The organism is Bacillus cereus group sp. MYBK5-2, assembly GCF_051915685.1.
Lineage (GTDB): Bacteria > Bacillota > Bacilli > Bacillales > Bacillaceae_G > Bacillus_A > Bacillus_A cereus.
Genome location: NZ_JBQAFE010000010.1, coordinates 59,808 through 81,887, shown reverse-complemented (window position 1 = coordinate 81,887; position 22,080 = coordinate 59,808). Strand labels below are relative to the sequence as shown.

The window sequence follows — 22,080 nt, the reverse complement described above, 5'->3', positions numbered from 1 at the left end:
ATGACCAGTTAAGAGAGTTTGGCGAAATTCTATCACATTTTGTAAAGAGGAGAGACAAGGGGATGTTCAAAGAAAATACAATTAAGCTTGGAATTGCACCAATTGCTTGGACAAATGATGATATGCCGGAGCTAGGAGCAGAAAATACGTTTGAACAATGTATTAGTGAGATGGCACTAGCTGGATTTAATGGAAGTGAAGTAGGGAATAAATACCCGAGAAATACAGTTTTATTAAAAAAATCTTTGGAATTACGAAACTTGGAGATTGCTAGTGCGTGGTTTAGTACGTTTTTAACAACGAAGCCGATTGAAGAGACGGTAGAAGAATTTATTAAGCATAGGGATTTCTTGCATGACATGGGTGCAAAAGTCATCGTTGTTTCAGAGCAAGGACGTAGTATTCAAGGTTTAATGGATGTACCGCTATTTCAAAACAAGCCCGTTTTTACAGAAGAAGAGTGGGAAAAGCTAGCGGATGGGTTACATCATCTCGGTAAATTAGCTCAGGAAAAGGGGCTACATATTGTATACCATCACCATATGGGTACGGGTGTTCAAACAACGGCAGAAATTGAAAAGTTAATGGACATGACGAATCCAGAGCTTGTATCTCTGCTTTTTGATACAGGTCATCTTGTTTTTTCAGGAGAAGAGCCACTTTATATTTTGAAAAAATATTTACCTCGCATTAAACATGTACATTTAAAAGATATTCGCCAGGAAGTAGTAGATGCTGTAAGGGAAAACGAATTAAGCTTCTTACAGGCAGTGAAGAATGGTGCATTTACAGTTCCCGGGGATGGCGTAATAGTATTTGATGAAGTGTTTACTATCCTTGCAAACTCTGATTATAAAGGATGGTTTGTAGTAGAAGCAGAGCAAGATCCAGCTTTAGCGAATCCTTTTGAATACGCATTAAAAGCCCGAAAATTTATACAAGAAAAAGCAGGTCTGTAATTTAAGCATTTTAAGATTATCCCTAAGTAAATGGTATGGTAATCAACATGCCTTCTTGCAAAAGGGGTAAAAAGACGTAACGGTTGGTTTTACATTTAATAAATAATATTGAAATAGGGGAGTATGTAATGCCATTAGTTCAAATGAAAGATATTTTAATTAAAGCAAATCAAGAGAATTATGGGGTTGGAGCTTTTAGTATCGCTAATATGGAAATGGTAATGGGAGCTATTAAAGCAGCTGAAGAGTTAAGTTCACCACTTATTCTACAAATTGCGGAAGTTCGTTTGAATCATTCGCCAATTCATATGATTGGTCCTTTGATGGTAGCTGCAGCAAAAAAAGCAACTGTTCCAGTAGCAGTTCACTTTGATCACGGGATGACGTTTGAAAAGATGAAAGAGACGTTAGAAATTGGTTTTAGTTCGGTTATGTTTGATGGCTCTCACTATCCGTTAGAAGAAAATATACAAAAGACAAAAGAAATTGTAGAACTTGCGAAACAGTACGGTGCGACGGTAGAGGCTGAGATTGGCAGAGTTGGTGGTAGTGAGGACGGATCAGAAGATATTGAAATGTTGCTGACAAGCACTACAGAAGCAAAACGATTTGCAGAAGAAACGGGCGTAGATGCGTTAGCTGTTGCAATTGGAAATGCGCATGGTATGTACAGTGGAGATCCTGATTTACGATTAGACCGTCTACAGGAAATTAATGAGGTAGTTCATATCCCGCTCGTATTACATGGTGGATCTGGAATTAGCCCAGATAATTTCAAACAATGTATCCAACATGGTGTTCGAAAAATTAATGTAGCAACAGCCACGTTTCAGAATGTAATTACTAGAGTTAACACTGCGGCCTTAAATACTCCTTATTTAGATTACTTTACGTACCATCAAGATGTAATTGAGGCCGCATACGAAAACGTTAAAAATCATATACGTATATTCGGAAGTGAAAACAAAGCATAACCAGAAAGGCCTTCTTCATTAAATAATAGAAGGAACTCATAATTTAGTTAGTTGACAAAAGTAGAGAATGATAGAGTAGCCATAAAAAAGGGGGAGAACATCATGTTAGGAAAATTAGGTGAATTAAATGAAGGCTATAATGTATTAACAGAAATGAACGGTCAATGCAGTTATATGTTAATGGATATAGGCATATATAAGATGTCTAATGGAAAAGAAGAATTGCTATTTGATAATAAAAATGAAACGGCAGTACTTTTACTAGAAGGGACAATACGTCTAGAGTGGGAAGGAATGGAACAAGTTATTCAAAGACAGTCTGTTTTTGAAGAAAACCCTTGGTGTTTACATGTGGCTAAAAATGTGAAGGTTACAATAACTGCTCTTTCAGATAGTGAAGTGCTTGTTCAAAAAACAGATAATGATCAAGAATTTTCGTCCAAGTTGTATACTCCAAATGAGTGTCAAAGTGTTGTAGCTGGAGAAGGAGTATGGGAGGGAACAGCACAACGTGTTATTCGTACGATTTTTGACTTTAACAATGCAGCATATTCTAATATGGTAGTAGGAGAAGTTATTTCATATCCAGGTCGATGGTCTAGTTATCCACCGCATCATCATGATCAGCCAGAGGTATATTATTATCGCTTTAACAAGCCACAGGGATTTGGATGTGCGATGGTAGGTGAAGATGCTTATCGCGTTGTACATAATAGTTTTATTACAATTCCAGGTGATCTAGATCATCCGCAAGCAACTGCGCCTGGATATGCAATGTATTTTTGTTGGATGATTCGACATCTTGAGAATAACCCATGGAATGATCGTATCATGGAGGAAGAACACAAGTGGTTATTAGAACCAAATGCGAAAATTTGGCCAGAAAAAGAATAGATGAAAATAAAGGTTCTGGACAAAAACGATGTCACTTGGAATTATTTTTGCTAAGAACCACTAATTTTTTGTCAATGTAGGCAGGCTCTTATGTGAGGTAACGTAAGAGCCTGTTTGCATGTTCTACCTTTTTTTATGTACAATACTAATAAGAGATGATATAGACAGGGAGAGGAAATCCATGTCCACTAAATTAGTAAATTTACGGATTGATTTTGCTTTTAAACAGCTATTTGGAACAAAAGGAAATGAGGAAATTTTAACGGGTTTCCTAAATGCAATTTTAGAGGAATCTTTACATGCACCTATTACTTCGCTACAATTAGATGATCCACATCTCCATAAATCTTATGAAGATGATAAGTTATCGATTTTAGACCTATTAGCAACCCTGGATAATGGGACGCAAGTAAATATCGAAATCCAGCTTCGAAATACACATGATATGGTGAAGCGCTCCTTATATTACTGGAGTAAACTTTATACTTCACAAATGCAAGAAGGGATGCCATATCGTTCACTTCGGAAAACAATTACCATTAACTTACTAGACTTTATTTTATTTTCTCAGGATGATGAATTTCATACCATCGGACAATTATGGAATACAAAATTACAGCAACTCTTAAGTGACGACATTGAAATCCATTTTGTAGAGATACCGAAATTGGTAAAACAATGGCGTGAAGAAAAAGTAAACCCATGGGAAAATACATTTGTTCGTTGGATGTTATTATTACCAGCACATGAAGATGAACATTTAACTCAAACATTGGAGGAGATTGCGATGAATCAAGATCCAATTTTACAAAAGGCAATAAATAAATGGGAAAATATGAGCCATGATTCTTCTTTCCGAACAGCATATGAAGCTCGAGAGAAATTACTTCTAGATGAACAAGCTAAGTTAGCTCATGCAGAACAAGAGGGCATGGAAAAAGGCATTGAGCAAGGTAAGATGCAGATGATCCGAGGAATGCATGAAATTGGTGTACCACTTGAAACTATTGCAAAAGCAAGTAAGTTGAGTGTGGAAGAAATAGAACGTATCTTAAAGCTAAAATAAATATAAATGATTGTACAGAACTCATGAGTAGAAAAAAATAGACTTTCATTATCATAGCACGTTTAATGGGAAAGCATTGCTGAAGATTTCAGCAATGCTTTTTCTATATCATTTAAGGAAATTATTCTTTTGTTAAAAAGTCAATTTCTTTTTTACGATTTAAAAATATTTTAACTTTGTAATAAAGGAACCTAAATCATAACCTGTTTTTATTATAGCTATAGCTGAAATTACAGTTAATGGATATTTGATATATGGATTGTTGAGGAATTCCATTATGTTTTTCATATTCTAAACCTCCATGGCATTATTTATATCATTAAATTTATTATCTCAAATATAATGATTAACAGTCAATATAATGTAAAGAAAGATACTTAATTAGCGGAGAACTAAACAAAATAATGGATAACAAAACAATCGTACTTTTTATAAAAACTGCATAGTAATTCACAAGGAAAGACTTCATTTTAATCAAACTTTATTTCAAAGCTACACCTACGATATTACTCTTTCTCAATAATGACAAAATAAATATCATTGTACACTTAATGTACGTGAATAATAAACCTGTTAAAAAGTAATAACGTCATTTCAAAAAACTTTAGAAACACATGGTAATAATTGGTGTAATCACTCTTTATCCTGTATGATAAAAATGGAAATATTCCAATGTTTTTATAGTCAATAATTGACTTAATAGAAGTAGAAAAAATTATTGATAGGAACGAAAAGGATGACCAAAATGGGAAGAAAAAGGAACTGGCATGGCATAGACCGTGTTTTTGTTAAAGATTTAAAATATGAAATAGGATCGCCTGAATCTCATGCACTATCCATACATAAAACTAACTTTGAAGATTGGGAGTTAGAGTTAAGTGCCTATGAAGAAGAACTATATTATTTTGAAGAAGCAAAATAAAAACAGGAACCTATAGAATTTGCTATTTATATTTAATATATGAATCGTTTAACAGGAAAAGCGATAGTGAAAAATATTGAGGTAAATACAATTGTAGTAAAGGGAATTACTGATTTATATGATTATAGATATGCATCATCACGTTGAAAATATTTTGACCTTTAAACAGAATAAAATAAACAAATTAAGGGGTATGTAAGATGGGGAAATTTGTGAAAGACCAAAAGGTAGTTGCACTGACATTAGAAGGATTAGCACCATGTACAGTTGTAAGAATGGGTTGGATTTTCATCATGGTACAAGTAGAAGAAACGAAGCATTTATATTCTGTTACAAAAGGTAAAATGACACCTATAGAAGAAGATCAACACTATCTACTAGAAGAGAGTATTGATGAAGAAGGTGTATTCGATATAGGTAGAATGTTTGCTAAAATAGAAGCAGAAGACATGGACCTTGCAAAGAAATCGTTTGAAGAAAATGAAGAATTCAAGAAATACGAAGATTTCCATAAACCATCAGAAGGGAAACTGTATAGTGGGGAGTACTATACTACAATCAAAACAGGTAAAGAGTTACTAGAACAATACTTTAATCGAGAAGAGTTAGAGCGTAATGGTACTAATTAAATTAGATGTGTAAACGGTTAAAGGTCAAATCTTATTTATGTTAGGTATATAGACTAAGAAAATTTATATTTGTTTTTTGGGAGGACAAAATAATGGATTTGGTAAACAAATTTTTAAACGGTTTGAAAGCAGCATTATCGACAGATGATCTCGAAGCGCTAAATAAAGCATACGGTGCTACAAAAGGAGATATTGATATATTAAGGACGAAATATCCAAATTGTCCAGAATCATTAATCACTTTACTTGAAAATATCGATGGTACATATTGGCGGAAATATGGAGAAAACGAAGTCACGGTATGTATTTTAGGTTCAGATGTTGAAGAGTATCCATATTATTTGCTTTCTACACAGGAGATGATTGAAAGTTCAAAAGAAGAAGAAGACGTCTCCTATCTTTTAGAATACCAAGATGACGAGGATGCTGTTGACCCTAAGATAAATCCAGAAGGACTTCTCCCTGGCACTTATATTCACTTTTCAGATTGTATGAACAACGGTGGAACATCAAAGCTGTATATTGATTTTAATCCTTCTGAAGAAGGGGTATGTGGTCAAATAATTCGTTTTTTACACGACCCCGATGAATATGAAGTGATTGCAAACAGTTTTGATGAGTATTTACAGGATCTAATTGATGGTAATTATAATTTTTTAGATGAAGATGTGGATTTGAAATAAAGAAAAACCGTTTTGAAAAAAGTTAACTGTTATTTTATAACCAAGACCTGATTTTAAAAAAGTTGTACCGCTTTATCCCTTTGTATAAAGGGATATTTTTATGAGTATTTTTAATTTTAAAAAATGTTTTGTCAAAAATACTTTACGAATTGTAAGAAATAAATTACAATCTTTTCAAGAGGTGTTGCTATTGTTACATAATAAAATTGTAGTTTGTCGAGCGGAAAAAGGTTGGACTCAAGAAGAGTTGGCAAAAAGAGTGGGTGTTAGTCGTCAAACTATCGCTACTCTTGAAAAAAACAAATATAATCCTTCTCTAATTCTTGCTTTTAAAATTGCAAATATATTTGAAAAGTCAATAACTGACGTGTTCGATTATCAGGAGGAGTGAGACATATGTTGTGGTTAAAATCTTTATTTTTAGTTTTAATATTCATCAGTCAGATGTATGTAATAAAATTTCGATCAAGTGATGAAGCAAAAGACGAAAGAGGGAGAGAAATTCAATATAAAACAAATAATATGTTGTACAGCACCCTATATTTAGGTATCATTGCTATTATTATTTTTCAATCGATAGATATTGTTCCTTCAGAACTTCTACCGGATTTATTGTTATATTTATTACTGGGATTAAGTGTGCTAGGAAGTATTTTTTTATTTATCAACAGAAACAGTAAAAATTACTAACATGAGTTAGGCTTTTTATCTTGTTCTGTTAGGCGTTTGAACAAAATGTTTCTTTTAAATGGTACAAAGATAACTGAAGCAATAACGCTAGCAGGATTTGGTGGCAAGGTTATCACCTAACAATAATTATATTAGAGGTAAAAGTATAGAAAGTTTAAAAGACACATACTCTGACAAGAGGTGTGTCTTAATTTTTATATATGAAAGGTGAATTTAAATTAAGATATTATTATCATGTAGGTGTTGGCAGATTTCAATAACCTCTTCTCTTGATAAACCTAATTCTTTAAATATACTTTCGTCACATATCTCAAGCTTTTCTAACCACTCAGGTGTTACACCAGTTTGTGGTACCCACATTCCGAGAAATTTAAATGACATTAATTTCACCCTTTTTATTTACTTCTTTTTCCTGCATCAAATACTTCATCTAATATCTCATCTACTTTTTCAGTATTATTTAATAGTGAAATCACGCATATCACTGTCCTTTCGCTTATAACATGTAGTATTACGATTTCCGCAAAAGGAGGTTTTTATTCAATTATGGATGAGAAGGAGATTATATTTACGGTTTCAGAGGAAATATATGATCAGTTGGTAGAGATGGTAGGATATCAGAATTTCAGGAAAAAATTAAATGCTGAAGAAAAAGTGGATCTTGAAATATTGGTCAGAGGAATTATTTTAACTTTTTTAAAAAAGATTGAACAAGCCACAGAAATTGAAGAAATTAATATAAACTATTTGAAATTATTAGCTTCTGATACAGGGAACCCATTACGTAATAAATTGAGACAATATCTTAAGAAAATTGGTATGAAGCAAACAGAATTAGCTGCTATAACCAATATAAAAAAAGGGAATCTAAGCTTAATTGTAAATAATCATGTTCAGCCTTCGCTAGAAGCATTCTTTAAAATTTGGGCAGCACTACAATATCCACCTATTGAGGAATTATTCTATCGAGATAAGGATTAGAGTAGTTTTTATTTTGTCCTTAAGTTTTAAATTTAAAACTTTTTGATTTAATTTTAAAAATAAATGTCATAAAACCAGGCACAGGCGTAATAAATTTTACCAAATCGAGAAGAAAAGGTGGCATGACAATATGACTGGTATAGGGTTTCTTATAATGACTGTATCGAAGTTTGGAGTTGCGGGCGCTTTTACAGTTGGTGTTACGAAAGCGATAGACTATTTTCATACCTTTGATAAAAAGAATAAGAAACAAACAAAGTCTAAAGCGCCAGCTTCACCAACTCATGATTATGAAGCAATCAGAAAGGAACTTAACGAAGAAAATGTTTAGTAGTTAATTATTTTTTAAATGGGGTGTACTTATGTTAGAACATCACAGAACTGATGAAGGGCAAGGACATCCATTTTCCGTCGAACAAGTGGGAAACACATATAAAATAAAGTTTCATCAAAATCAGTCTGAGTATCAAAATGTTGAAAAAGAGTTTAATGAGCAACTTAAGAAAGTCCCTTTTCATGTAAAAAATCTAAAAAGGGAAGTGATAAACAGCAAAAAGAAGAAAAGGTACCAGTGGTTAGAATTAGCAAAAAAAAGTATACCAATGTTGAGTGGGATTCTCATGTACGCATCACCAGCAGCTGCTCAAACAGTATCGAAGACGGCGGAAGCAGTATTAATGCCAGCAGAAATGATACAAATACTATTGGCTATTTTAATGAGCTGTATCATCATTGCAGTTGGAATTGCGCTAGTAGGTTCCGTATTGGCAGGAGTTTGCCGCATGTTTCGAAAACACAAGTTTGCTCAGGAATGGAGCAACGATATCATTCGCGGGTTAATTCAAGTATTATTAATGCCACTCGCTATATTTTGCATCATTTTGTTATTCCACTCACTGTTTGGAAATCTAGAGTGGTATATAGATCCCGCAAGGTACTTACCTACATTTCAAGAGGCTTTGGAAACCTTATTCCCTATGCAACCGTAGCAACATCTTTCCTAATGTTTCATGTGAAAGAAGCTTATGCTATGGAAAGTGCAGCTGAACCATGGGCGCCATTTGAAGATAAGTTTCAATTCAAACTACCTACTAAAACAGAAGATCCTGCTCCATTTTCATTTATCCCTGGAAGTAATTATTTTGAAAGTATAAGTACTCTTTTAACAGATATTAAGTCAAAAGTAACAGGAATATCAGATGCAATTGATAGTATTGATATGTTTATGAAAAATCTACCTCAACACATATATAATGGCAGTGTAATTTTGCTAAATGAAATTTTTGAGTTAGTTTCAAACGTATTGTTAAAGTTACCGGCATTTCTGTTTGAAACGACAATTATTAAAGATCAGACACTTGTATTTTTTACTATTTCATTAATTTTAATCATGATTTTATGTACTATTAATTCGATAAAAATGATGCTTCGCAAACCACACACCCCCATACGAAAAATCCTTCACAGAATTCCTCTTGCATTATTACTAACTGGTGCTGCTCCTACACTTTTTGCAAAAGGTTTCTCCTTATTGAATCTATGTTCCGATGCAATTACTGGTATTGGTGTCAGTGAAATAAAAGCTGGTGAATTAGTATTAAATGGATCCTTAAGTGTAATCAATTTAATTGCACTAATAGGTTTTGATTTACTACTTATTTCTACACTTATCCCTGTTTTATTAAAAGCCGGACGGCGATGGTTTGATTTGATGTTGCTTGTAATAAGTACTCCATTAGCACTATGTACATGGATTTTTGATCAACATCGGCATTGGTTTAACCTATGGTGGAAAAATGTTAAGCAGTTATCTTTAATACAGCTTATACATGCAACATTTATTACTTTTATGGCAATTGTTCTATTTGCAACAAGGGGACTTATAGAACCAAATATGATTTTATTGAAAATCTTATTCATAATTGGTGGTTTCTATAGGGTCGCAAACCCTCCAGGATTTTTAAAAGGTTTTCAAGATAATGGTGATGATGTGTTTTCAATAGGAAAATCGTTAAAGAGCCATTTTACAAGAATTCCTTTGAAAGGAACAGTAATGAAGCTATGGAAAAAAGGAAAGAGAAAATAAATCGAATAGGGGGATCGGTAATGTTTTTTAAACAATTCCAACGTAGATTTACTTCTCAGGCTGATGTTTTATTATCGAAAATCTATTCAATAAATACTTTTGATGAAAATACAGTCAAATATGTTTTGAATTGTGATGTGAATTCAACAATAGGATTTGAGAAAATCATTCTTAATGGTGGTTGTGAAAACCATCTATCTATACCAGTGGAAAGTAATATTGAGCTCGTTCAAGAGCGGATAGATAGTCAGTATGTTTTAGAAGCAATCTGTAATATGGACCTTTATTTAGTGTCTTTACAAAAAGGGAGTATATTTCCATTGAAGAATGCGAAAAGTTTATTTCGAGACATGCAGGATGTGTTGCAGGAAGGTGAAAAAATATTTATACAATTTTTAACTCAGAAAGAGGGTAGAGCGAAAGAGGACCTTATCGAGCAATACATTGATTATTTATCGGGAATTGCGAATCCATCAGATGCTTTGTTTAAACGGAAGTTACAAAAATATGTTCATCAACTATTTGAAAGTATGAACTATCCATTAAATATAAATTCTCAGGTGAAGGATATTGAAAACAAAATAAAGGAGCCATTATATCAATATCAGTTAATCATTGGGATCTTCGCTGAAGACGGTTCGAGAAAAGGCTATTTGCAGCATGTAATTGCTAATTCATTAGAGAAACTCACCTATTTTAATCGTCTGCAGATGTCTACAATTGAAGAAAATGAAAAGGTTATAGATAGTATAAAAAGTAGGAAAATTAATGTAAATCAAAATAAGCAGTATATAAGTGAGAGTGAAATTCTGTCTTTAGTAGTAGAGCAAGAAAGACAAGAAAGTAAAAAAGATGTTATTGGTACGAATGAATGTACGATTATTGGTTCTGCAGTTAATTCAGAAACAAATACGGTGTACAGTTCCGACTTTATGGAAAAAGTGATTGAACTATTACCCTATACAAAAGAGGAACGTAATACGCGTTTAGAAGCAGATGAGAATACATTAAAGATACTAAATGTAATGAGAGAACAAAGTATTATAAAGGAATCGTGTGAAATTATCAAAATAGAGGAAGGGTCTACAATTATGCATGTAACTCTTTCAATTCCTTCTAATGTTAAATTTAGAGACATTAAAAAACATGTAGAGGATATACGGGTAGCTGTTGGTTTGGAGGACCTACAATTATCATCTGCTTCAGAACTGAACTCAATTATGTTTAGTTTTCCAAAAGAAAAACGAAGTGTTGTTTACTTGAGAGATATCATAAGCAGTTCCGAGTTTTTAACGTTCACAAAAGAGGCAAGATTACCTTTTATCATTGGTTTAGATGAACATGGAAAGCCACTCTTTGAGGACTTAACAGATACCTTACACATGTTAATAGCTGGAGCAACCGGAAGTGGGAAAACGTATTTTTTAATAGGAGTAATTTTGTCCTTATGTTTATTGAAAACGCCTTATGATTTGCATTTTTATATTATAGATCCAAAGCGTATTGATTTTAAGAAATTTAAGGATTTCCCACATGTTCAAAAAATAGTTACTGAAGTTGAGGAGTCAACAGCTGTCTTAGCTGCAGTAACTGAGGAAATGGACCGAAGATATGCACTGATGGAAGAATACGATATAGATGATTTAGTTGACTATAATGTATTACTTGATGTGGAAAAACTTCCGTATATTGTTTGTATTGTCGATGAGTTTAGTGATTTAGTCATGCAAAATCCTGATGTGAAAGACTATATTGTGCGAATAGGTCAAAAAGCAAGAGCTGCAGGTATTTATGTGATTTGTGGGACTCAAAGACCAGAAGTAAAAGTTGTAGATGGGTTAATCAAGGCGAATTTACCAACTAAAATTGCTTTTAGTTGTGGTAGTTATCATGACTACAAAACGGTTTTTGGGAGTGCACCAGGTGTGAAGTTACTTGGTAAAGGAGATGCTTTATTAAAAAGCCCTGTCATGAGCGAAGAATACGTAAGGTTTCAAAGTCCTGTAGTTGACTTATCTAAAGGCAAAACTAAGGATATATTGCAAAATATATGTGATTTGTTCCCTTATGAACGTCCAAACAATGGTTTAAACATAAAGCCATTACCAACACCATATGAGCGGATAAAGTCTTACATTATAGAAACAGGGGATACGGCAGTGACACGTGTAAAACAGGAAATGAAACTAGATGTGAATGTAGTTCGTAATATTATGGATCAGTTAGTTGATGAAGGTTTACTTATAAAAACAGGAAAAGGCAGATTTAAACTATTAGATGAAGTAGATGAAAAAAGCACGAAAATCCATTGATTATTTTAAGACAATTAAAGGGGGATTTTATTATGAAAAGTTTTGTCTCTTTTACTTATCATGCTCCTGGGTGTTTTCGAAAAGAAAAAAAGCATTTTGAAGATAATGTGTTAGCAGAGCGATTCGTATATTCTTTAATTGCTCAATCGGTTTCAGCGCTTTCTAATTATGTAGTAGAGAAATATATGCAAAGTGAAGAAGAAGAATTTGAGAAAACAATGGAGTATTTCTTTGATACAGAAGAGGGGTATTATTTAGATTTATTAATTGAAACACCCATTCAAAAAAGAGAATTGAATAGATTAATAATATAAACACATATAGATATAGATATAGATATAGATATATAACTACAATTAAGTATTATAATTAAAAGCATTTATCAAAAAATATTAAGTAAATTTCGATGAATAACGTTAAAAGGTTAGAGTGAGGATTTTGATTTTCTAAGTAATCATTAGTCAATTAAATAATATTAAAAATTACAGTTATTGCATTTAACGTATTAAAATCATGATTCATTTCCTCATAAAAAAGTAAAATCAAAAATACATCTAGAAAAAAATATTGATTTAATAAATCTGTTTTTGATTGTAATGGCCATTGCAACCTCAAAAAAAACAATAAACTTACTTTTCGTACCAAATGAAGTAAGTTTATTGTTTACACCTTGAATCCCGCTCATCATCTTTATAAGATTTTTAGCCCATTTTTCTAGCTTATTTTCATGATCTTTACGATTAATTATGTCTTTTTTGATTGATTTATCCTTCTTTTCTATATAATCTGGTAATTAGTTTTTCATTTCGACCAAATTCGTTTGTAGTCAGCTTGTTTAAGAGCATTGCAAATTAGGAAAACATGGTTTTATTGCGAAAAATCAAATACCTTATAACCTATTATGTCTTCTTAAAAACTAATAATTATCAAATCCAAATTTTCCCTAAATCTACATTTCCATTTTCATCAACTTCAAATCCTTGTATTAATGACTGAACATTAAAGTGTTTACATGGACGATAGGTGTATTTCAAAAGATTATTACTTAATAAGTAATTCTCAATTTCAAGTGAAATTATTTTCCTCGATCCAGAATTAGTTTTCATTCTATAATTTTGGGCCATTTGATTTATCTCAAGTAAATGTTTTTTTGAAAGAAACCTATTTAAAAGAAGGGTGTCATTTAATATAAAATCTAGAAAACCAATCTCTATATCACTTGTAGGTATTTCAGAACCAAAAGACATGTGAGTTTTAAATTCAAGTTCTGTCTTATAAAAATCAGAATCAAATTTATATGGCCTTAATATTAATTTGATTCCAAATTTTCGAGCTTCATTAACAAACCATTTTCCATCCTCTATTACCCGAGGGTGATCAATAAGACCCAAGATAAGTGTTTGCCCTTTATAATTTGATTTTTCTATTAGGTCAAGTATATTTTCTTCCTTTTGGTCAAATCCAGATATCCTAAAAAAGAAGCTAGAAATAGGTGTAATATGGTCTTTCTTTAAATCTTTTCCCATTTTACCTATATCAAGTATCTGACACAAGGCTTTTCTCATATAATTATTTACCACATAATTTTGTGTTTTCTGACTAAAGATCAAATAATTTACTCCGCAACGCTCTTTAGTAATTTTAACAATTTCTTCTTTATGTGATTCCTTTGAAGGACTATATAACATTGGATAATGTATATCCTTTTTAATATACCAAAATTCTATTTTATCTGTTAATGGTAGCTCTTTAAAATAATTAGGAAAAGCTTTTAAAAGTAGATAATCCTCTTTTTTTTCTTCAAGTATAAATTTACCACAACCAATCCATGAATCTTCATTAAATAATACATCTCTAGGGAGTATAACTAATGGATAGTGCGAAACAATTTTCTCAAAGAATGGATCTGGATATGAAAGGGAAAATGTAATTCTATATGGAGTATCACAAATGATATCCTTAATATTAGATACAAGCCACTTACTTGTTAAGCCTTTTTGAGCATTAAAAAAAGTATGCTTTACATCCAAACTATCTAATTCTCTCCCATGGTGAAAATAAATATGTTTTCTGATATCAAAAGTCCATTTAGTAAAGTCTTTGTTATGTTCCCAATGATGGGCTATACAAGGCTCAACCTTTTTGTCTGTTACATTATATTTTAAAAGAGTTTCACTTAAATTTTGAATTAAAAAACTTTCAAAGGAAAGTGATGCTACTAACGGGTTTAAGGTAGCTAGCTTGCGATTCAATAATAGCCGTATAGTATCAGAATTATTGTCTGTACCGTGCATTTCAAATATTTCATTTAGTTCTTTTCTAAATGAAAAAAACCAAGATCTAGGAATATTCAATTGGACAATAGAAAGAGAGAAATTAATATTTTTGTTTGCTAGCTCTTGTTTAAGTACTTTATTCACTTCAGAGTAGAAAGATTCTTTAAAAATTAAACAAGACTGATTCCCGCGCCCTCTACCAGGCAGGTATTCTAAATATCCTAATTCATGATATCGTTTTAATTTCTTTTTTACATTTTGCTTACTATATTTCAAAACTTTTTCAATCTCTGTTAAGGTAAAGAATACTTTTTGATTAACTTCTCGAGGGTATAGATATGCTCTTAATGTATAGTAATCTATGTCTGTCATTTTTTTCTCCTTAAAAGGGATACATTTTTCTAATATTATATCCTTTTTTTTACATGTTGAATATAGCAATATTTATATTATAAGGAAGGAGGAAAAAATGTTTTCAAATTTAAATCCTTTAATAAGGAATAGGTTAATAATATCTTTTATGAGCAAAGCTGGAGCATCTATGTTACTGCCATTCATAGCAATATATTACACCAGAGAATTAAATGCATATTGGGCATCTATGTTTATTATTATTACGACAATCATTCAATTTATTTCAGGGCTATACGGTGGATATAAAACCGATTTAATAGGAAGAAAGAAACTAATGGTAATAGGAGAACTTATTAAATTGGTTTGTTTTCTTTTAATGGTCTTCCAATTCTCTCCGTATATAATGTTTCTGTTAGTTTCTACTATTAGTTGTGCACAAGGAATAATTAATCCAACTGGGGAAGCAATGTTAGTAGATTTGTGTGATGAACAAAATAGGGCAAGAATTTTATCTTTAAATTACTGGGTTACAAATTTATCTATTATGATAGGTACAATTGTTGGAGGATGGCTATTTAATTCTCAATTTATAATATTAATTATTTTGTTTTTAAATTCAGTTGTAATATCGTGGATTACAATTTTTAAAATCAAAGAAACCTTTGCAAAAACTGAAAGAAAAGAAGAGAGATTTAATATTGTAAATATTTTTTCCACTTATAAATTTGTCTTAAGTGATAAATGTTATCTCTATTATACAATAGGTAGTATTTTGATTTTAGGAGTAGAATTGCAGCGTAATAATTTGATATCAATACATTTGGCTAAGAATATAACTCCTTTTCTACAAAAATTAATTTTCGGATTACATACTACAATTGATGGGGTAAAAATATTAAGCATCCTAACAACTATTAATACAATAATTATTATATTTGGAACACCATTTGTAATTTCATGGATGAAATCAACAAGGATAAAACCATTTATTATTTATGGAATATTATCTTTTGCTCTAGGATATTCAGTGCTAGCATACACAACGGATTTGCTTCTATTATTTGTTGCAATATTATTTATTTCGGTTGGAGAGCTTTTTCATGCCCCAGCTAAGCAAGCTATATTAGCAGATGTTATTGACCTAAATAATAAAGGATCCTATATGGCAATTAGTGGTATTAATTTTCAGGTAGCAAAAATTATTGGTGCTGTCTTCATTTTTATTAGTACATTTAGTAATGAACTAATAATTTCAATATACATTTTCTTATTAGGAGTAATAGGACTTACTTTTATTTTATTGAGTATTAAATTAAATGAAGAAAAAATTAAATCAATTGGAGATGAAGTAATATGAACCTTTCTGTATCAACAAACTTTGATAATCGATTAATTGATGGTGTAAAAGATTTGAAGGTAACCAATGTATTTGGCAAATTAACAAACGACTTCGTAGGTGGAGGACTAGAAACAGATTTTTTAGACGCAATTGATAAAAGTAAGGTTGAAAATCATGTTCAGTATGCTCATGATCATGGTATAACTGTTAACTATACATTTAACAACCCATTTCTATCTAACGATGAATTTACATTAAACGGAAAAAAAGAGTTAAGAAAATTATTAGATTGGATTTCTGATATCGGTATTGACTCACTGACAGTTTCTATACCAATTCTTGTACGCTTTATTAAAGATAATTATCCAAATTTGGGCGTAAAGGTTTCTTCTACGGTATGTGTGAACTCTGTAGCAAAAGTGAAACAGTGGGTTGAAATGGGCGCTGATTGTATTGTTTTGGATCCAATGACAACCAATCGTAATTTCCCACTATTAAAAGAAATTAGAAAAGCTACTAATATCGATTTGGAACTTATTGTGAATAATAATTGTCTTTATGAATGCCCAATGCTACCGTATCATCAAGCGTTCCTAGGCCAATCTTCCCGTATTTCAGGAAAAAAAGTTACAATGGACTATTGTTATTTAGGTTGTTCTTCAAAAAGGGTGTTTGAACCAGCAAATTATTTAATATCTGATATTATCAGACCTGAAGATTTGCACCTTTATACAGAAATGGGCTATGACCATTTTAAGATTATTGATAGAGCGACACCAACTGAAGTTGCAATAAAAAGATGTAAAGCATATTCAGAGGAGAAATTCGATGGGAATTTACTAGAAATAATTCAACATTATGGTTATAAAGATGTAATGTCTCCCGAAGAATTTTTAAACAATATTTATATTGATAATAGTAAGCTCACTAAATTTATGAATTGGTTTGTAATGGATAAATGTAATAAGCTTTATTGTGGGAAAGAATGTAGATACTGCTATTCATATGCGGAAAAGGCAATTACTACTTCTAATGAATTCAGAGATAAATACAAAATAATGGTTGAAAGTGAAAAAGAAAAAATCGAGAACTTTTAATTTGGTTCTAGCAGAATTAAAACTTCCTTAAAAGAGGATCCGCAATCCATCCTTCTTTATCTGAATATAAGGAGAATGAATAAAATATGTCTCAATTAAATCATTATAGAAAAAAAATTGATGAGATAGATAGTGAGTTACTAAAAATTTTATCTGATAGATTCGAATTGGTAAGGCAAGTTGGAATACTAAAAAAAAATGAAACTATTGATATTATGCAACCAAATAGAATGCAAGAAATTTTCGAAACCAGAAAAGTACTAGGCAAAGATTTAGGACTCGACACTACATTTATCAAACCACTTTTCGATTTAATAATTGATTATTCTTGCAATATTGAAGATGAAATTATTAATGTTAAAAAGGAGAATATAAAAATTGAAAAGAATTCTGATTATCGGTAATTTTGCTTTTGGGAAGAACTATTTAAGACATGCCAAAAGGTTAAATTTTGAAGTTATTCTTGCAACACATGAGTTACAAAATGAGTTAGATAAAGAGGAAGCAAAGCTACTAGATTATTATGTGCATGTCGATATTTTAAACGTTCAGAAAACTGTTGATAAATTAGTGCAATTATACACAAAAATCCCTTTTGATGGTGTTCTGGCCGGACATGTCTTCCTTCCTGAAATCGCTAATAGGGTAGCTGAGACTTTAGGTTTACCTTGTATCAGTGATTTTGCAATTGAACATACAATAAATAAACTTAATAATCGAAAACTTTTAAAGGAAGCTGGATTATTCAATTATCAATTTTTTGAAATTAAATCTTATGAGGATTTATTGAATCATAAAAATCAAATTAAATTCCCCTGTATTATTAAACCAATAAATGGATTTGGGAGTATTAATGTTAGAAAAATTTACAGTTTTAGTGATTTAGAAAAGGAATACCAGGAAAACTTAGCAAATAACGATTATGCAAATTTAGGTAATATTTTTTCTAATGTGATGTTAATTGAAGAATATATAGAAGGAAAAGAATATTCAGTAGAGTCTGTTATCGAAAATGGAAAAGTAAATATTTTAATGATTACGGAAAAAGTTTTTCATAATAAATTTACCAATGTTGAATTGGGTCATATATTACCGGCTAGAGATTTAACCGAGGATATAATATCTAAAATAAAATTATATGTTACTAAAATACACCAGGCCTTACAAGTCAAAACAGGTATAACGCATGCAGAAATTAAAGTCAATAAAGGAAATGTTGCTTTAATTGAATTAAACCCTAGGATCGGGGGCGGCTGTATACCAGATATGTTGGGGAAAGTATTAAGTATAGATATGTATGAATTAATAATCGAAAATAGCATGGGAAGCAAGATGGATAACATTCCAAAACCAAATGGAAGTGCTTTTATTAAATTTGTTCATGCACCTTTTGATGGTATCTTTAAAAATATAGAAAATGTTGAATTAGTAGAAAACGACCCTAACTTTGTACGATTAGAATATAAAACAAAATTAGGGGATAAGGTAAAAAAATTAAAGGATAATCGTGGACGCTTAATTTTATTTGCTTTTTATTCACCTAAAGGATATGAAGATGTTAAAGAATCTGTAGCAAAAATGGAGAGTTGTATTAAAGTTAGTTTGGAGTGATTTAAATGAGTTCAAAATATTGTATATGTGTTGGACGAAGAGAAAGTGTATTAATAAATGTAAAAAAGAGGGGATATAAAACCATAGTTTTAGTAGATAAAAGTATGCCACCTCCTTCTATGGATTTATGTGATTCGTTTTATCATGTAAATGATATAACAGATATTAATGAAATTAGCTCTATATTAAATAATTTTAAGCAAGAAGATTTTATAACTGTAATTGCCTCAGGAGAAAAAGGAATAATGATTGCAGCTGAAATTAGAGAACTTTATAAAATAAAAGGGAAAAAACAAAATGAATCACTAAATTATAGAGATAAATACAAAATGAAAAAAGTAGTCTCTTTAGCTGGATTAAAGATTCCTAAATGTATTGAGGTTGATAATTTTGAAGATGGTTTAAAGTTTTTAGAAGAACATTCTAAAATTATTGCTAAGCCACGAGAAGGTATGGGTTCAATAAGTGTATCTATTATTAAAAGCAAAGCTGAGTGGATTGACTATTATAATTTTTATTTAAAAGAAAAAGGTTTATTTCACTTTAAGAACGGTATCCTACTCGAGGAATTTATTGAAGGAATTGAGTTTCACATTGATAGTGTCATCCAAAATAATGAGATTAGATTTGCATATGCAAGTATGTATCCAGAACCACTTGTTGGATTTGAAAATCACAACTTTATAGGTACTATTGCTTTAAATAAGGATGATGAATTACATGATAAATTGCTTAATTACAATCGACAAATTATTAGGGCATTTAATATAGAAAGTGGCGTAACACATTTAGAATGCTTTTTAAATGAATTAGATGACTTAGTATTTTGTGAAATTGCTATTCGTCCTGCTGGAAGCTCTATACCCGAGAATCTAAAGTTACATACCAATGTCGATATTATTGATGCTTTTGTAGGAGTAGAGTGTTTTGAGGAATTAACTTTAAACCCAATTATTAAACCTGGGGTTACAGGATCCATTCAAATACCAATGACCAAGAATGGTAAAATCAAAAAACTTTTTTCTGAAACTGATATATCTAATCTAAGCGGAATCATAAAAGTCGATTATTTAGTTAAGAATGGTGATTTTGTAAAACTTGCAAATGCATCACACCAAAGAATTGGAGATATATATGCTTATGGTCCTAATTATCAAACTGTTTTAGAAAATTTAAAAGAGGCGTTAAATAGATCATTCCCTGAATATGAATAATAACCAAATAGGAGTAAAGACAAATGAAATACTTTCTCGTTGAAATAGAAAATGAAAAAAGAGATCTTAGTAGTTTAATAAGTGAATTGGGTAATGAGGAGTATATATTTTTTTTGGATACCTCAAGCGTAAAAATGAACGAATTTTCGAAAAGAGATTATAAAGAAAGATATTCCTATGTTGGCTGGAATATAATAAGTTCATTTGAGTATTATAATGACGAGAAGCCTGCATCAATTGTAATGAAAGAAATGGATCTATTTTTAGAAAAATACAGCCAGTTACAAGCAGGTAATTTAATTAATTCACCAGATATAAAACCTCAATTTTTCACTTTTCTCAGCTATAATTTTGGTGAAAAAATTATGGACGTTTGGGAGGAAAAAGATAATATTTCCCATTTTCCAGATGTAGCTTGTTATTTTTGTTCAGATAATCTTATATATGATCATCAATTAGAAAAATTATACTATATTGTTATTACGAATGAGGAATTCTCTACTAGAAGATTAAAGCAAAGATTCAGCATGAAGTTTCGGATTGTTAACAACAATCCAAAATCATACCAGATTAATAATTCATATGATGAATCTATAAAAAGTAATATGTCTTTTGAAAAATATATCTCAACAATAAAGAAAGTAAAAGAATATATATACCGAGGACATATCTATCAGGTTAATATTTGCCAAAAGTTTTCTTGGATGGTTGAAAACAACCCTTGGGAATTGTATAAAAAAATTAGAAAATCAAATCCCGCTCCGTTTTCTTCGTATATGAAAATGAAACAAAATTATATTTTATCAACAAGTCCAGAACGATTTCTCAAAAGGTATCAAAATAATATATACACCGAACCCATTAAAGGAACAAGACCAAGAGGTCAAAATCCAGAAGAAGATAAAAAAAACTATGAAGGATTAAAAAATTCTGTAAAAGAATGTTCGGAAAATACTATGATTGTTGACCTTTTAAGAAATGACTTGGGAAGAATAGCTGAATATGGGACAGTAAAAGTAGAGAAGCTCATGTTTATTGAAGCTTATAAATCTGTTTTTCAAATGATATCTTTGATATCGGCTAAATTAAAGGAAAACCTAAGTTTTGGTGATATTATTTTGGAAACGTTTCCTGGCGGATCTATTACTGGATGTCCTAAGAAAAGAGCAGTAGAAATTATAAGAGAATTAGAGCCCGAAAGTAGAGCATTATACACTGGTACATTAGGTAGAATATCTTATGACCTTACCGATTTTGATCTTTCTATAATTATACGAACAATTCTATTAAATGGAAATAATGCTAGCCTTTCATTAGGTGGTGGAATTGTTTATGACTCAAAAGAAGAGAAGGAATATCAAGAGACGTTAGATAAAGGAAATGCCCTAATAATTGGATTAGCAAATAAAAGTGAGGAAAAAAGTTATGCTATTAGTAATAAATAATTATGATTCTTTTACCTATAATTTAGTTCAATACATTGGGAATTTCACTACTAAAATGAAGGTAATTAATAATGATAAGATAAACTTTAATGAAATTTGTAAGTTAAATATTGAAAAAATATTAATATCACCAGGCCCAAAATCCCCATCTGAAGCAGGTCAATGTAAAGAAGTTCTAGATATATTTAAGGCTGAAATTCCTATCTTAGGTGTTTGTTTAGGACATCAAATTATTGGAGAATATTTCGGTGCTTCAGTCACATTTTCTCCATATGTTTATCATGGAAAAACGTCAAGGATTCATCATGATGGGCTAGGAGTATTTAAGGGGATTAAACAAAATATAAACGTTGGAAGATATCATTCCTTAATTGTAGAAAACACAGACTTTCCACACGATCAACTGGATATAACGGCCCAAACAGAAGATGGTTTAATTATGGGCATCAGGCATAAGACTTATGATATTGAATCAGTACAGTTTCATCCGGAGTCAATATTAACGACCAATGGGATTGAGATGATTTCTAATTTTGTTAATAAATAGA

General features: G+C 31.0%; 25 protein-coding genes and 1 pseudogene. 22 read left to right on the top strand and 4 right to left on the bottom strand.

Annotated features, from left to right (window positions below; genetic code table 11):
- The first annotated feature begins 62 nt into the window (after positions 1–62).
- The 4 genes from iolE to ACTFP3_RS25170 all read left to right on the top strand — a co-directional run bounded on the left by iolE (position 63) and on the right by ACTFP3_RS25170 (position 3,893).
- Positions 63–959, top strand: a complete 897-nt coding sequence (iolE, locus tag ACTFP3_RS25185; protein ID WP_326036565.1) for a myo-inosose-2 dehydratase — start codon at positions 63–65, stop codon at positions 957–959.
- A 128-nt stretch (positions 960–1,087) separates the two neighbouring features.
- A complete protein-coding gene (locus ACTFP3_RS25180; RefSeq protein WP_326036566.1) occupies positions 1,088–1,933 on the top strand; it encodes a class II fructose-bisphosphate aldolase in 846 nt (281 codons plus the stop codon).
- Between the two features lie 102 nt (positions 1,934–2,035).
- A complete protein-coding gene (locus ACTFP3_RS25175; protein ID WP_259591441.1) occupies positions 2,036–2,827 on the top strand; it encodes a 5-deoxy-glucuronate isomerase in 792 nt (263 codons plus the stop codon).
- A gap of 181 nt (positions 2,828–3,008) precedes the next feature.
- Positions 3,009–3,893, top strand: coding sequence for an Rpn family recombination-promoting nuclease/putative transposase (locus ACTFP3_RS25170; RefSeq protein WP_161520625.1), 885 nt, complete (start codon positions 3,009–3,011; stop codon positions 3,891–3,893).
- Positions 3,894–4,052: 159 nt separating this feature from the next.
- Here ACTFP3_RS25170 and ACTFP3_RS25165 read toward each other — a convergent pair whose 3' ends face one another.
- The gene (locus ACTFP3_RS25165) at positions 4,053–4,181 is read right to left on the bottom strand and encodes a hypothetical protein (RefSeq protein ID WP_255259139.1); all 129 of its coding nucleotides are present in this window, start codon (positions 4,179–4,181) and stop codon (positions 4,053–4,055) included.
- Positions 4,182–4,629: 448 nt separating this feature from the next.
- Here ACTFP3_RS25165 and ACTFP3_RS25160 point away from each other — a divergent pair.
- The 5 genes and pseudogenes from ACTFP3_RS25160 (at position 4,630) to ACTFP3_RS25140 (ending at position 6,817) form a co-directional block, all read left to right on the top strand.
- A pseudogene (locus tag ACTFP3_RS25160) lies at positions 4,630–4,962 on the top strand (transposase).
- Positions 4,963–5,015: 53 nt separating this feature from the next.
- Entirely contained in the window at positions 5,016–5,444 is a 429-nt protein-coding gene (locus tag ACTFP3_RS25155) for a hypothetical protein (RefSeq protein ID WP_259591440.1), read from the top strand.
- A gap of 92 nt (positions 5,445–5,536) precedes the next feature.
- Positions 5,537–6,127 carry an SMI1/KNR4 family protein gene (locus tag ACTFP3_RS25150; RefSeq protein ID WP_259591439.1) on the top strand — a complete coding sequence of 197 codons (591 nt, stop codon included), beginning with the start codon at positions 5,537–5,539 and terminating at the stop codon, positions 6,125–6,127.
- 190 nt (positions 6,128–6,317) lie between these two features.
- The gene (locus ACTFP3_RS25145; protein WP_002094847.1) at positions 6,318–6,518 is read left to right on the top strand and encodes a helix-turn-helix transcriptional regulator; all 201 of its coding nucleotides are present in this window, start codon (positions 6,318–6,320) and stop codon (positions 6,516–6,518) included.
- Between the two features lie 5 nt (positions 6,519–6,523).
- On the top strand, positions 6,524–6,817 hold the full coding sequence (locus tag ACTFP3_RS25140; protein ID WP_259591438.1) for a hypothetical protein: 294 nt from the start codon (positions 6,524–6,526) through the stop codon (positions 6,815–6,817).
- A 213-nt stretch (positions 6,818–7,030) separates the two neighbouring features.
- Here the strand turns inward: ACTFP3_RS25140 and ACTFP3_RS25135 are convergent, their stop codons facing one another.
- Complete coding sequence (locus ACTFP3_RS25135) at positions 7,031–7,177, bottom strand: hypothetical protein (protein ID WP_440011555.1); 147 nt, start codon at positions 7,175–7,177, stop codon at positions 7,031–7,033.
- Between the two features lie 186 nt (positions 7,178–7,363).
- Between ACTFP3_RS25135 and ACTFP3_RS25130 the strand changes: the two genes are divergently transcribed.
- The 6 genes from ACTFP3_RS25130 to ACTFP3_RS25105 all read left to right on the top strand — a co-directional run bounded on the left by ACTFP3_RS25130 (position 7,364) and on the right by ACTFP3_RS25105 (position 12,510).
- A complete protein-coding gene (locus ACTFP3_RS25130) occupies positions 7,364–7,798 on the top strand; it encodes a helix-turn-helix transcriptional regulator (RefSeq protein ID WP_000343546.1) in 435 nt (144 codons plus the stop codon).
- 130 nt (positions 7,799–7,928) lie between these two features.
- Positions 7,929–8,129, top strand: a complete 201-nt coding sequence (locus ACTFP3_RS25125) for a hypothetical protein (RefSeq protein ID WP_000145720.1) — start codon at positions 7,929–7,931, stop codon at positions 8,127–8,129.
- Between the two features lie 31 nt (positions 8,130–8,160).
- Positions 8,161–8,787, top strand: a complete 627-nt coding sequence (locus ACTFP3_RS25120) for a hypothetical protein (RefSeq protein ID WP_000889450.1) — start codon at positions 8,161–8,163, stop codon at positions 8,785–8,787.
- Positions 8,788–8,828: 41 nt separating this feature from the next.
- Positions 8,829–9,884 carry a hypothetical protein gene (locus tag ACTFP3_RS25115; RefSeq protein ID WP_440011553.1) on the top strand — a complete coding sequence of 352 codons (1,056 nt, stop codon included), beginning with the start codon at positions 8,829–8,831 and terminating at the stop codon, positions 9,882–9,884.
- 20 nt (positions 9,885–9,904) lie between these two features.
- Entirely contained in the window at positions 9,905–12,196 is a 2,292-nt protein-coding gene (locus tag ACTFP3_RS25110; RefSeq protein ID WP_440011551.1) for an FtsK/SpoIIIE domain-containing protein, read from the top strand.
- 32 nt (positions 12,197–12,228) lie between these two features.
- Entirely contained in the window at positions 12,229–12,510 is a 282-nt protein-coding gene (locus tag ACTFP3_RS25105) for a hypothetical protein (protein ID WP_259591434.1), read from the top strand.
- A gap of 151 nt (positions 12,511–12,661) precedes the next feature.
- Here the strand turns inward: ACTFP3_RS25105 and ACTFP3_RS25100 are convergent, their stop codons facing one another.
- On the bottom strand, positions 12,662–12,742 hold the full coding sequence (locus ACTFP3_RS25100) for a DALR domain-containing protein (protein ID WP_440011632.1): 81 nt from the start codon (positions 12,740–12,742) through the stop codon (positions 12,662–12,664).
- A gap of 380 nt (positions 12,743–13,122) precedes the next feature.
- A complete protein-coding gene (locus ACTFP3_RS25095) occupies positions 13,123–14,844 on the bottom strand; it encodes an ABC transporter substrate-binding protein (protein WP_440011549.1) in 1,722 nt (573 codons plus the stop codon).
- 97 nt (positions 14,845–14,941) lie between these two features.
- On the opposite strand from ACTFP3_RS25095, the gene ACTFP3_RS25090 reads away from it, so the two are divergent.
- From ACTFP3_RS25090 to ACTFP3_RS25060, 7 genes are all read left to right on the top strand, one after another.
- Positions 14,942–16,183 carry an MFS transporter gene (locus ACTFP3_RS25090; RefSeq protein WP_440011546.1) on the top strand — a complete coding sequence of 414 codons (1,242 nt, stop codon included), beginning with the start codon at positions 14,942–14,944 and terminating at the stop codon, positions 16,181–16,183.
- Positions 16,180–17,262 carry a U32 family peptidase gene (locus ACTFP3_RS25085; RefSeq protein WP_259591431.1) on the top strand — a complete coding sequence of 361 codons (1,083 nt, stop codon included), beginning with the start codon at positions 16,180–16,182 and terminating at the stop codon, positions 17,260–17,262. Before ACTFP3_RS25090 ends, ACTFP3_RS25085 begins: the two co-directional genes overlap by 4 nt.
- Positions 17,263–17,348: 86 nt before the next feature.
- Positions 17,349–17,666, top strand: coding sequence for a chorismate mutase (locus tag ACTFP3_RS25080; RefSeq protein WP_259591430.1), 318 nt, complete (start codon positions 17,349–17,351; stop codon positions 17,664–17,666).
- Positions 17,641–18,873 carry an ATP-grasp domain-containing protein gene (locus tag ACTFP3_RS25075; RefSeq protein WP_440011544.1) on the top strand — a complete coding sequence of 411 codons (1,233 nt, stop codon included), beginning with the start codon at positions 17,641–17,643 and terminating at the stop codon, positions 18,871–18,873. The genes ACTFP3_RS25080 and ACTFP3_RS25075 overlap by 26 nt, the downstream gene beginning before the upstream one ends.
- 5 nt (positions 18,874–18,878) lie before the next feature.
- On the top strand, positions 18,879–20,087 hold the full coding sequence (locus ACTFP3_RS25070) for an ATP-grasp domain-containing protein (protein WP_326036576.1): 1,209 nt from the start codon (positions 18,879–18,881) through the stop codon (positions 20,085–20,087).
- A 23-nt stretch (positions 20,088–20,110) separates the two neighbouring features.
- Positions 20,111–21,532, top strand: coding sequence for an aminodeoxychorismate synthase component I (gene pabB, locus ACTFP3_RS25065; RefSeq protein ID WP_440011542.1), 1,422 nt, complete (start codon positions 20,111–20,113; stop codon positions 21,530–21,532).
- Positions 21,513–22,079 carry an anthranilate synthase component II gene (locus ACTFP3_RS25060; protein WP_259591426.1) on the top strand — a complete coding sequence of 189 codons (567 nt, stop codon included), beginning with the start codon at positions 21,513–21,515 and terminating at the stop codon, positions 22,077–22,079. Before pabB ends, ACTFP3_RS25060 begins: the two co-directional genes overlap by 20 nt.
- The last annotated feature ends 1 nt before the right edge of the window (position 22,080 follow it).

Excerpts from the sequence above, each read along its gene's own strand:
- iolE (WP_326036565.1), top strand. The coding sequence starts at position 63 with ATGTTCAAAGAAAATACAATTAAGCTTGGAATTGCACCAATTGCTTGG.
- ACTFP3_RS25180 (WP_326036566.1), top strand. The coding sequence starts at position 1,088 with ATGCCATTAGTTCAAATGAAAGATATTTTAATTAAAGCAAATCAAGAG.
- ACTFP3_RS25175 (WP_259591441.1), top strand. The coding sequence starts at position 2,036 with ATGTTAGGAAAATTAGGTGAATTAAATGAAGGCTATAATGTATTAACA.
- ACTFP3_RS25170 (WP_161520625.1), top strand. The coding sequence starts at position 3,009 with ATGTCCACTAAATTAGTAAATTTACGGATTGATTTTGCTTTTAAACAG.
- ACTFP3_RS25165 (WP_255259139.1), bottom strand. The coding sequence starts at position 4,181 with ATGAAAAACATAATGGAATTCCTCAACAATCCATATATCAAATATCCA.
- ACTFP3_RS25155 (WP_259591440.1), top strand. The coding sequence starts at position 5,016 with ATGGGGAAATTTGTGAAAGACCAAAAGGTAGTTGCACTGACATTAGAA.
- ACTFP3_RS25150 (WP_259591439.1), top strand. The coding sequence starts at position 5,537 with ATGGATTTGGTAAACAAATTTTTAAACGGTTTGAAAGCAGCATTATCG.
- ACTFP3_RS25140 (WP_259591438.1), top strand. The coding sequence starts at position 6,524 with ATGTTGTGGTTAAAATCTTTATTTTTAGTTTTAATATTCATCAGTCAG.
- ACTFP3_RS25135 (WP_440011555.1), bottom strand. The coding sequence starts at position 7,177 with ATGTGGGTACCACAAACTGGTGTAACACCTGAGTGGTTAGAAAAGCTT.
- ACTFP3_RS25130 (WP_000343546.1), top strand. The coding sequence starts at position 7,364 with ATGGATGAGAAGGAGATTATATTTACGGTTTCAGAGGAAATATATGAT.
- ACTFP3_RS25125 (WP_000145720.1), top strand. The coding sequence starts at position 7,929 with ATGACTGGTATAGGGTTTCTTATAATGACTGTATCGAAGTTTGGAGTT.
- ACTFP3_RS25120 (WP_000889450.1), top strand. The coding sequence starts at position 8,161 with ATGTTAGAACATCACAGAACTGATGAAGGGCAAGGACATCCATTTTCC.
- ACTFP3_RS25115 (WP_440011553.1), top strand. The coding sequence starts at position 8,829 with ATGGAAAGTGCAGCTGAACCATGGGCGCCATTTGAAGATAAGTTTCAA.
- ACTFP3_RS25110 (WP_440011551.1), top strand. The coding sequence starts at position 9,905 with ATGTTTTTTAAACAATTCCAACGTAGATTTACTTCTCAGGCTGATGTT.
- ACTFP3_RS25105 (WP_259591434.1), top strand. The coding sequence starts at position 12,229 with ATGAAAAGTTTTGTCTCTTTTACTTATCATGCTCCTGGGTGTTTTCGA.
- ACTFP3_RS25095 (WP_440011549.1), bottom strand. The coding sequence starts at position 14,844 with ATGACAGACATAGATTACTATACATTAAGAGCATATCTATACCCTCGA.
- ACTFP3_RS25090 (WP_440011546.1), top strand. The coding sequence starts at position 14,942 with ATGTTTTCAAATTTAAATCCTTTAATAAGGAATAGGTTAATAATATCT.
- ACTFP3_RS25085 (WP_259591431.1), top strand. The coding sequence starts at position 16,180 with ATGAACCTTTCTGTATCAACAAACTTTGATAATCGATTAATTGATGGT.
- ACTFP3_RS25080 (WP_259591430.1), top strand. The coding sequence starts at position 17,349 with ATGTCTCAATTAAATCATTATAGAAAAAAAATTGATGAGATAGATAGT.
- ACTFP3_RS25070 (WP_326036576.1), top strand. The coding sequence starts at position 18,879 with ATGAGTTCAAAATATTGTATATGTGTTGGACGAAGAGAAAGTGTATTA.
- pabB (WP_440011542.1), top strand. The coding sequence starts at position 20,111 with ATGAAATACTTTCTCGTTGAAATAGAAAATGAAAAAAGAGATCTTAGT.
- ACTFP3_RS25060 (WP_259591426.1), top strand. The coding sequence starts at position 21,513 with ATGCTATTAGTAATAAATAATTATGATTCTTTTACCTATAATTTAGTT.